Origin of the sequence: Bradyrhizobium sp. AUGA SZCCT0431 (assembly GCF_018131065.1) — a bacterium.
GTDB lineage: Bacteria > Pseudomonadota > Alphaproteobacteria > Rhizobiales > Xanthobacteraceae > Bradyrhizobium.
The window spans coordinates 202,995-210,140 of the sequence record NZ_JAFCLR010000012.1 but is presented as its reverse complement, the minus strand read 5'-3'; the positions used below and the strand labels follow the sequence as shown (position 1 = coordinate 210,140).

Genomic DNA, 7,146 nt, shown 5'->3' with positions numbered 1-7,146 from the left:
GCAACATCGACGTCCATCGCATCCCCGTCCTACGTTCGCGACGATGGCCAACGCCCCTCTGAGCAGGACGGGATGGCCAAAGATATACTCCTGATTGCCCTTCTGGAAAAGCGAAATATTTTTTATTTCGGGGCTTGACATGATTTCTGTAAAACAGAAGTGATTTGCCCGTCGGGTTATTTTGTCGCACCTCTCCGTCATTGCGAGCCACCGGGTCGCGCGAATGCGCGCCCGATGACAGGCTCCGCGAAGCAATCCATCGTGTGGCAGCAGAAGCATGGATTGCTTCGTCGCTAACGCTCCTCGCAATGACGAGAGAGAGAGAGAGAGAGAGAGCTCATTCCCCGATCAGTGTCAGCCACTCATCCTCGGTCAGCACGGCCACTCCCAGCTCACGCGCCTTTATCAGCTTGGATCCAGCATCCTCGCCGGCAACGACATAGTCCGTCTTCTTCGACACCGAGCCCGCGACCTTGGCGCCCAGACGTTCCGCCACCGCCTTGGCTTCGTCGCGGGTGAATTTGGTCAGCGAGCCCGTGAACACCACGGTCTTGTCCGAGACCGGCGAGCTCTTGCGCGGCCGTTCGGCGGGCTTCACCTCGATCTCGCGCAGGAGTTCGCCGAGCGCCTTCACATTGCGCGGTTCGGCAAAGAACTCGACCACGGCTTCAGCCACGATCTCGCCGATGCCGCCGATATTGTTGAGGTCCTGATAGGCCTCGGTGGTGTTCTCGTCATCCTTCGTGCCCTTGGCGGCCGCCAGCATCGCCTCGCGAAAATTATCGATCGTGTGGTAATGCCGCGCCAGCAACTTGGCGTTGCCTTCGCCGACATGGCGGATACCGAGCGCGAAGATCAGGCGATGCAGGTCGATGCTGCGGCGGGTGTCGATCGCGTTGAACAGATTGCGCACCGAGGTCTCGCCATAGCCCTCGCGCGCCATCAGCTTGCTGGTGGAGCGGGCGTCGCGCTTCTGCAGCGTGAAGATGTCGACCGGCGACATCACGAGGCCGCCTTCGTAAAACTCCTGGATCTGCTTGTCGCCGAGGCCGTCGATATCGAACGCCAGCCGGGAGACGAAATGCTTCAGCCGCTCTGTCGCCTGCGCCGGGCAGATCAGGGCGCCGGTGCAGCGCCGCACCGCCTCGTCTTCCTCGCGCACCGCGTGACTGCCGCACACCGGACAGGTTTCCGGAAATTTGTATGGCCTTGCGTTTTTCGGCCGCTTGTCCATGACGACGCTGACGACCTGCGGGATCACGTCGCCGGCGCGCTGAACGACGACGGTGTCGCCAATGCGCAGGTCGACGCCGTCGCGGATCGGGTTGCCATCGTTACCGATGCCCTTGATGTAATCCTCATTGTGCAGCGTCGCGTTGGAAACGACGACGCCACCGACCGTGACCGGCTCGAGCCGCGCCACCGGCGTCAGCGCCCCGGTGCGGCCGACCTGGATGTCGATGCCGTTGAGGATCGTGGTCGCCTGCTCGGCCGCGAATTTGTGCGCAATCGCCCAGCGCGGGCTGCGCGACACGAAACCGAGGCGATCCTGCCAGTCGAGCCGGTCGACCTTGTAGACCACGCCGTCGATATCGTAACCGAGCGTGGCGCGCTCCTCGCCGATCTTGCTGTAGAATTTGAGAACGTCATCGACATTCTTGCAAAGCTCGGTCCGCGGGTTGACGACAAAGCCGGCTTTGTCCATCCACTCCAGCATGCCGTGCTGCGTATCGGCCGGCCGCTCGCTCATCTCGCCCCAGGTATAGGCGAAGAATTTCAGCGGCCGCGACGCGGTGATCGAAACATCCTTCTGGCGCAGCGAGCCGGCCGCCGAATTGCGCGGATTGGCAAACACCGTGTCATCGGCTTCCGCCTGCTTCTTGTTCAGCTCGAGAAAATCCTTCTTGAGCATGTAGACTTCGCCGCGCATTTCGCAGGCCGCCGGAATGTTGCGGCCCTTCAGCGTGTGCGGAATATCCTTGATGGTGCGGACATTGGCGGTGACGTCCTCACCGGTAAAACCATCGCCGCGGGTCGCGGCGCGGACCAGTTCGCCGTTCTCATAGCGCAGCGACAGCGAAAGGCCGTCGATCTTCGGCTCGGCGACCAGCGCCGGAATATGGTCGGCATCGAGCTTGAGGAAACGCCTGATGCGATCGACGAATTCGGTGACGTCCTCGTCGCTGAAGGCGTTGCCGAGCGACAGCATGGCAACGGCGTGCTGCACTTTTGCGAACCCGCGCGCCGGTGCTGCGCCGACTTTTTGCGTCGGCGAATCCGTCGTAACGAAGTCAGGAAACTTTGCCTCGATCGCCTCCAGCCGCTGACGCAGCGCGTCGTAAGCCGCGTCCGATACGGTCGGCGCGTCCTTCTGGTAGTAGCGCTCGTTATGCGCCTCAAGCTCCAGCGAAAGCCTGACATGCTCGACCTTGGCCTGGGCCTTGGTCAGCTTGGCGACGTCAACGAGCGGTTTTTTGGATTTTGCAATCATGATGTAGGCTGTTCGTCATTCCGGAATGGTCCGCAGGACCATATCCGGAATCTCGATGTAAGGGCACCGGTAGCATGGCCTACTACGTGTACATTCTCGCGAGCCGAAGAGATGGAGCGATCTACGTTGGCGTTACCAACGACATCGTGCGTCGAATCTACGAGCATCGGATAAAGGCCGTCCCGGGGTTCACGTCCAAATACAATATCACACAGCTGGTTTGGTTCGAAATATACGACGATCCGATTTCCGCGATTTCCCGTGAGAAAGAACTCAAGAAATGGAAGCGGAGTTGGAAGACTCAACTTATCGAAGCACAGAATCCGCTTTGGAAAGATTTGTACGAGTCGATCTGTATTTAAGTTCGTCATTCCGGGGCGATGCGAAGCATCGAACCCGGAATCTCGAGATTCCGGGTTCGCTTCGCGCCCCGGAATGACGGAGAGAATCTACGCCGTCGCCGCGCGCAGCAGCCGGTCGGCGGCGGCCCGTGCTTCCGCGGTGATCTCGGCGCCTGCCAGCATCCGGGCGATTTCCTCGCGGCGGTGGTCGGCGGCGAGCGCGTTGACGCGGGTGGCGACGCGCTTGCCCTTGTCCATCGCGTCCTTGGAAATCAAGAGATGATGGTTGGCGCGGGCGGCGACCTGCGGCGCGTGGGTCACCGCCATCACCTGGACCTTGCCGGCAAGCCGCGCCAGCCGGGCGCCGATGGCGTCCGCCACCGCACCGCCGACGCCGGTATCGATTTCGTCGAACACCAGCGTGGGCGCCGAGCCGCGGTCGGACAGCACCACCTTGAGCGCCAGCAAAAAGCGCGACAGCTCGCCGCCGGAGGCGACCTTCATCATCGGCCCCGGTTTGGTGCCGGGATTGGTCTGGACCCAGAACTCGACGCGATCGATGCCCTGCGGGCCTGGCGATTGGGCGTCGGTCTCGACCTGCGCCATGAATTTTGCACGTTCGAGTTTCAACGGCGCCAGTTCGGCGTTGACGGCCTTGTTGAGCTTTTCCGAAGCTTTGGTGCGGGCGGCCGAGAGCTTGGTCGCTGCCGCGGCGTAGCGCTTGTCGGCTTCATCAGCGGCGGCTTCCAGCTTCTTCAATTGGTCCGCGCCGGCATCGATCAGCGCCACGTCGGAGGCATATTTCGCGGCCAGCGCCGCCAGCGCCTCGACCGGCGTCGAATATTTGCGCGAGGCGGCGCGCAGCGCGAACAGGCGCTCCTCGATCCGCTCCAGCTCGGCCGGATCGAAATCGGCGGCAATCAGCGCGGCGCTCAGATGCTGATCGGCCTCCTCCAGCGCGTTGATCGCGATATCGATCGCCTTCACCGCGGGCTCGACCAGCGCCGGCGAATTGGCGGCGCGGCGTTCCAGCCGCCGCACCGCGGCCGCCAGCGCCGGGACCGGCGAATGGTTGCCGCCGACGGCCTCCTGCGCCTCGCGCAGATCGCTGGCGATCTTTTCGCCCTGCATCATCGTGGTACGGCGTTCGGCGAGCTCGGTTTCCTCGCCTTCCCTGGGCCGCAGCGCTTTCAATTCGTCGGAGGCGTGGCGGAGGTAGTCGGCTTCGCGGGCGGCGCGCTCCATGCCGGCGCGGTGGGCGTCGAGCGCATTGTTGGCGGTGCGCCTGATATCCCACAGCGTTTCCAGCGCAGCCACGTCTTTTTCGAGCCCGGCGAAGGCGTCGAGCAGTTGCCGGTGGGTCGAGGCATCCACCAGCGCACGTTCGTCGTGCTGGCCGTGGATCTCGACCAGCGCAGCACCAACGGCTTTGAGCGTCTGCACACTGATCGACTGGTCGTTGATGAAGGCGCGGGTGCGCCCGTCGGCGAGCTGCACGCGGCGCAGGATCAGCTCGCAAGAATCTTGAGAACTCGCGTCGTCGAGGCCGTTTTCGGAGAGGATCTTTGCGGCCGGATGGCCCTTGGGCACGTCGAAGGTGGCGGTGACCTGGCCCTGCTCCACGCCGTGGCGGACCAGCCCGGCGTCGCCGCGGCCGCCGAGCGCCAGCGCGAAGGCATCGAGCAGGATGGATTTGCCCGCGCCGGTCTCCCCGGTCAGCACCGCGAGGCCACGGGAAAACTCGATATCGAGCCGTTCGATCAGGACGATGTCACGGATCGACAGACGGGCCAGCATGCGAACTAAATTCCTAGCCGAGACCCATCTTCTTGAAGGCCCTGGAAATATAGGAACCCTGATTCTCGCTCGGCTCGAGACCGCCGGACTTTACTAGATTATAGGCGTCCTTGTACCAGCGGCTGTCAGGAAAATTGTGCCCAAGGACGGCGGCGGCGGTTTGCGCTTCGCCGACGATGCCGATCGCAATATAGCCCTCGGTGAGGCGGAACAGCGCCTCCTCGACATGGCGCGTGGTCTGGTAGCGGGTGACCACGGTCTTGAAGCGGTTGATCGCCGCGGTGTAGTCGCGCTTTTTCATGTAATAGCGGCCGACATCCATTTCCTTGCCGGCAAGCTGGTCACGCCCGCCTTCGAGCTTGGCCTTGGCGCTGGTGGCGTATTCCGAGGTCGGATATTTGCGAATCACCTCTTCGAGCGCGGCGATCGCCTTCTCGGTGCGGCCCTGATCGCGCGAAATATCCGGGATCTGGTCATAATGGGAAGCCGCGATCAGATATTGCGCGTAGGCGGCGTCGGGGCTGCCCGGATGCAGCGTGACGTAACGGGTCGCCGCGCCAATGCAGCCGTCATAGTCGCCGGCTGAGTAGAACGAGTACGCCGACATCAGCAGCGATTTGCGCGCATAGTCGGAATAAGGATGCTGCCGGTCGACCTCTTCGAATTTCTTCGTCGCCGCCTTCGCATCCTTGCGCTGGTTCATCAGGTACAAGCCCTCATTGTAGAGCTTGTCCGCGGGTTCCTCGATGAAGGTGTCGTCCTTGGCGGTGAACTTGTCCCACAGCGAACCGGTGCCGCATCCGCTCAAGGGGACAGCCAGCACGATCAGGCCCGCCGCCAGCCGGAGCGACCGGCCGGCCCGATAAAGGCCGGATGATTTGCATGGTTCGAGCGTCATACGCTGTGCCGACATGAAATGTGAGACCTGACGCCTTTTACGCAGTTGTAGCTACGCAGTTGGTAGCGGTGCGGCTGGTGGTTGAGCCCGTTCATCCATGAACCGCGGTCATGAACGCAATATTCCCCGTGCCCCATATTCCCAAGCGCTCAGTATTGGTGGCGCCCTGTCTTGCAACCGCGGGCCTATCTAGCCGAAAAATGGTCCTTAACCAACCGAATACGCAGGCATTTCGCCCGGATTAAGGCGGCAAGACACCATCGTTACTAATTGTGGTTACTACGGAAATTGGGATGGGCGGCCGGAAAGCCGGCTTCAGGACATTTCCAAATAGAAAGTCAGGACACGTCCGGGCCATAGGCCGGAGCGACCATACCGCCGACCATTCCGGCGCCGGCTTCGACGCGGGGGCGGCGTGCCGGTTCGGCCTCGACCACCCGCCAGGCGCTGCGATCGGCCATCAGGGCCGTCAGCACCGCGTGGTTGAGCTTGTGGCCGCCACGCGACGACCGGTAGGCGCCGAGCAACGGCAGGCCGGCCAGCGCGAGATCACCGATCACGTCCAGCACCTTGTGGCGGGCGCATTCGTCGCTGTAGCGCAGGCCTTCGGTGTTGAGCAGACGGGTCTCGTCGAATACCACCGAATTCTCAAAGGACGCGCCGAGCGCGAAACCGGCGCTCCAGAGCCGCGCCACGTCATTCATGCAGCCGAAGGTCCGGGCGCGGGAAATCTCGCGACGGAAGCTTTCGGGGCTCAGATCGAGCGAATAGCTCTGGCGGCCGATCACCGGATTGGCGAAGTCGATCTCGACCTCAGCGCGGAAACCGTTGGCATAGGGCAGCAGTTCGCCGAAGGAATCACCGATTGCGACCTGCACCGGCTTCAGCACTTGAATGAAGCGGCGCGCGGCGGACTGGGTCACGATGCCTGCCTGATCGATGGCGGCGACGAAGGCAGCCGCGCTGCCGTCCATGATCGGAACTTCCGGGCCGTCGACTTCGATGGTGGCGTTATCGACACCCATGCCCCGCAGCGCAGCAAGCACATGTTCGGCGGTGGAAACGAGCGGGCCCTGGCGGTCACCGAGTACGGTCGCAAAGTCGGTGGCGATCACGGATTCCGCGATCGCGGGAACTTCGCGGTCGGCATCATCAAGACCGGTGCGGACAAAAATAAAACCTGCGTGGACAGGCGCAGGTCCGATAGTCAGATTAACAGGTAAACCAGAATGAACGCCGACACCCGTCACGGTGGCTTGCGACCGAAGCGTTGTCTGACGGCTGAACTTCATTCGATAATCGCCCACTACCGACTTATACCTTCAGACAGAAAAGGTCCGCTTTCGCGTCGAATCTGCTTCCGGTATCCCCAAGTCACGGCAGACCATAGTCACTGCCCTTGAGCGCACAACTCACGCTTTTTTACCGATTGTTACCCTATCTCTGCCGCATTCAGGCCAAGGCTTAACCAAATTCCGGCGCGGTCCGGCCTCGTTCCGGCCGCCGCATCAGATCACGGAAATCATAATTAATCATTTAATATCAGTGACTTGATTACGAAGCTTTGAAGCCTCGCATTGCACAGGAAAAAGGCCCCGGCTGAAACCGCCGGGGCCTTT

5 protein-coding genes are annotated in these 7,146 nt (G+C 62.1%); 1 reads left to right on the top strand and 4 read right to left on the bottom strand.

What is annotated here, in order from left to right:
* Window positions 1-337: 337 nt before the first annotated feature.
* Window positions 338-2,491, bottom strand: coding sequence for an NAD-dependent DNA ligase LigA (gene ligA, locus JQ567_RS14530; protein ID WP_212439447.1), 2,154 nt, complete (start codon window positions 2,489-2,491; stop codon window positions 338-340).
* 74 nt (window positions 2,492-2,565) lie between these two features.
* On the opposite strand from ligA, the gene JQ567_RS14525 reads away from it, so the two are divergent.
* Entirely contained in the window at window positions 2,566-2,853 is a 288-nt protein-coding gene (locus JQ567_RS14525; RefSeq protein ID WP_212439446.1) for a GIY-YIG nuclease family protein, read from the top strand.
* Between the two features lie 87 nt (window positions 2,854-2,940).
* On the opposite strand, the gene recN is transcribed toward JQ567_RS14525, so the two are convergent.
* From recN to lpxC, 3 genes are all read right to left on the bottom strand, one after another.
* Complete coding sequence (gene recN, locus JQ567_RS14520; RefSeq protein WP_212439445.1) at window positions 2,941-4,629, bottom strand: DNA repair protein RecN; 1,689 nt, start codon at window positions 4,627-4,629, stop codon at window positions 2,941-2,943.
* A 13-nt stretch (window positions 4,630-4,642) separates the two neighbouring features.
* Window positions 4,643-5,542 carry an outer membrane protein assembly factor BamD gene (locus JQ567_RS14515; RefSeq protein ID WP_212439444.1) on the bottom strand — a complete coding sequence of 300 codons (900 nt, stop codon included), beginning with the start codon at window positions 5,540-5,542 and terminating at the stop codon, window positions 4,643-4,645.
* 323 nt (window positions 5,543-5,865) lie between these two features.
* Entirely contained in the window at window positions 5,866-6,819 is a 954-nt protein-coding gene (gene lpxC, locus JQ567_RS14510; protein ID WP_212439443.1) for a UDP-3-O-acyl-N-acetylglucosamine deacetylase, read from the bottom strand.
* Window positions 6,820-7,146 lie beyond the last annotated feature (327 nt).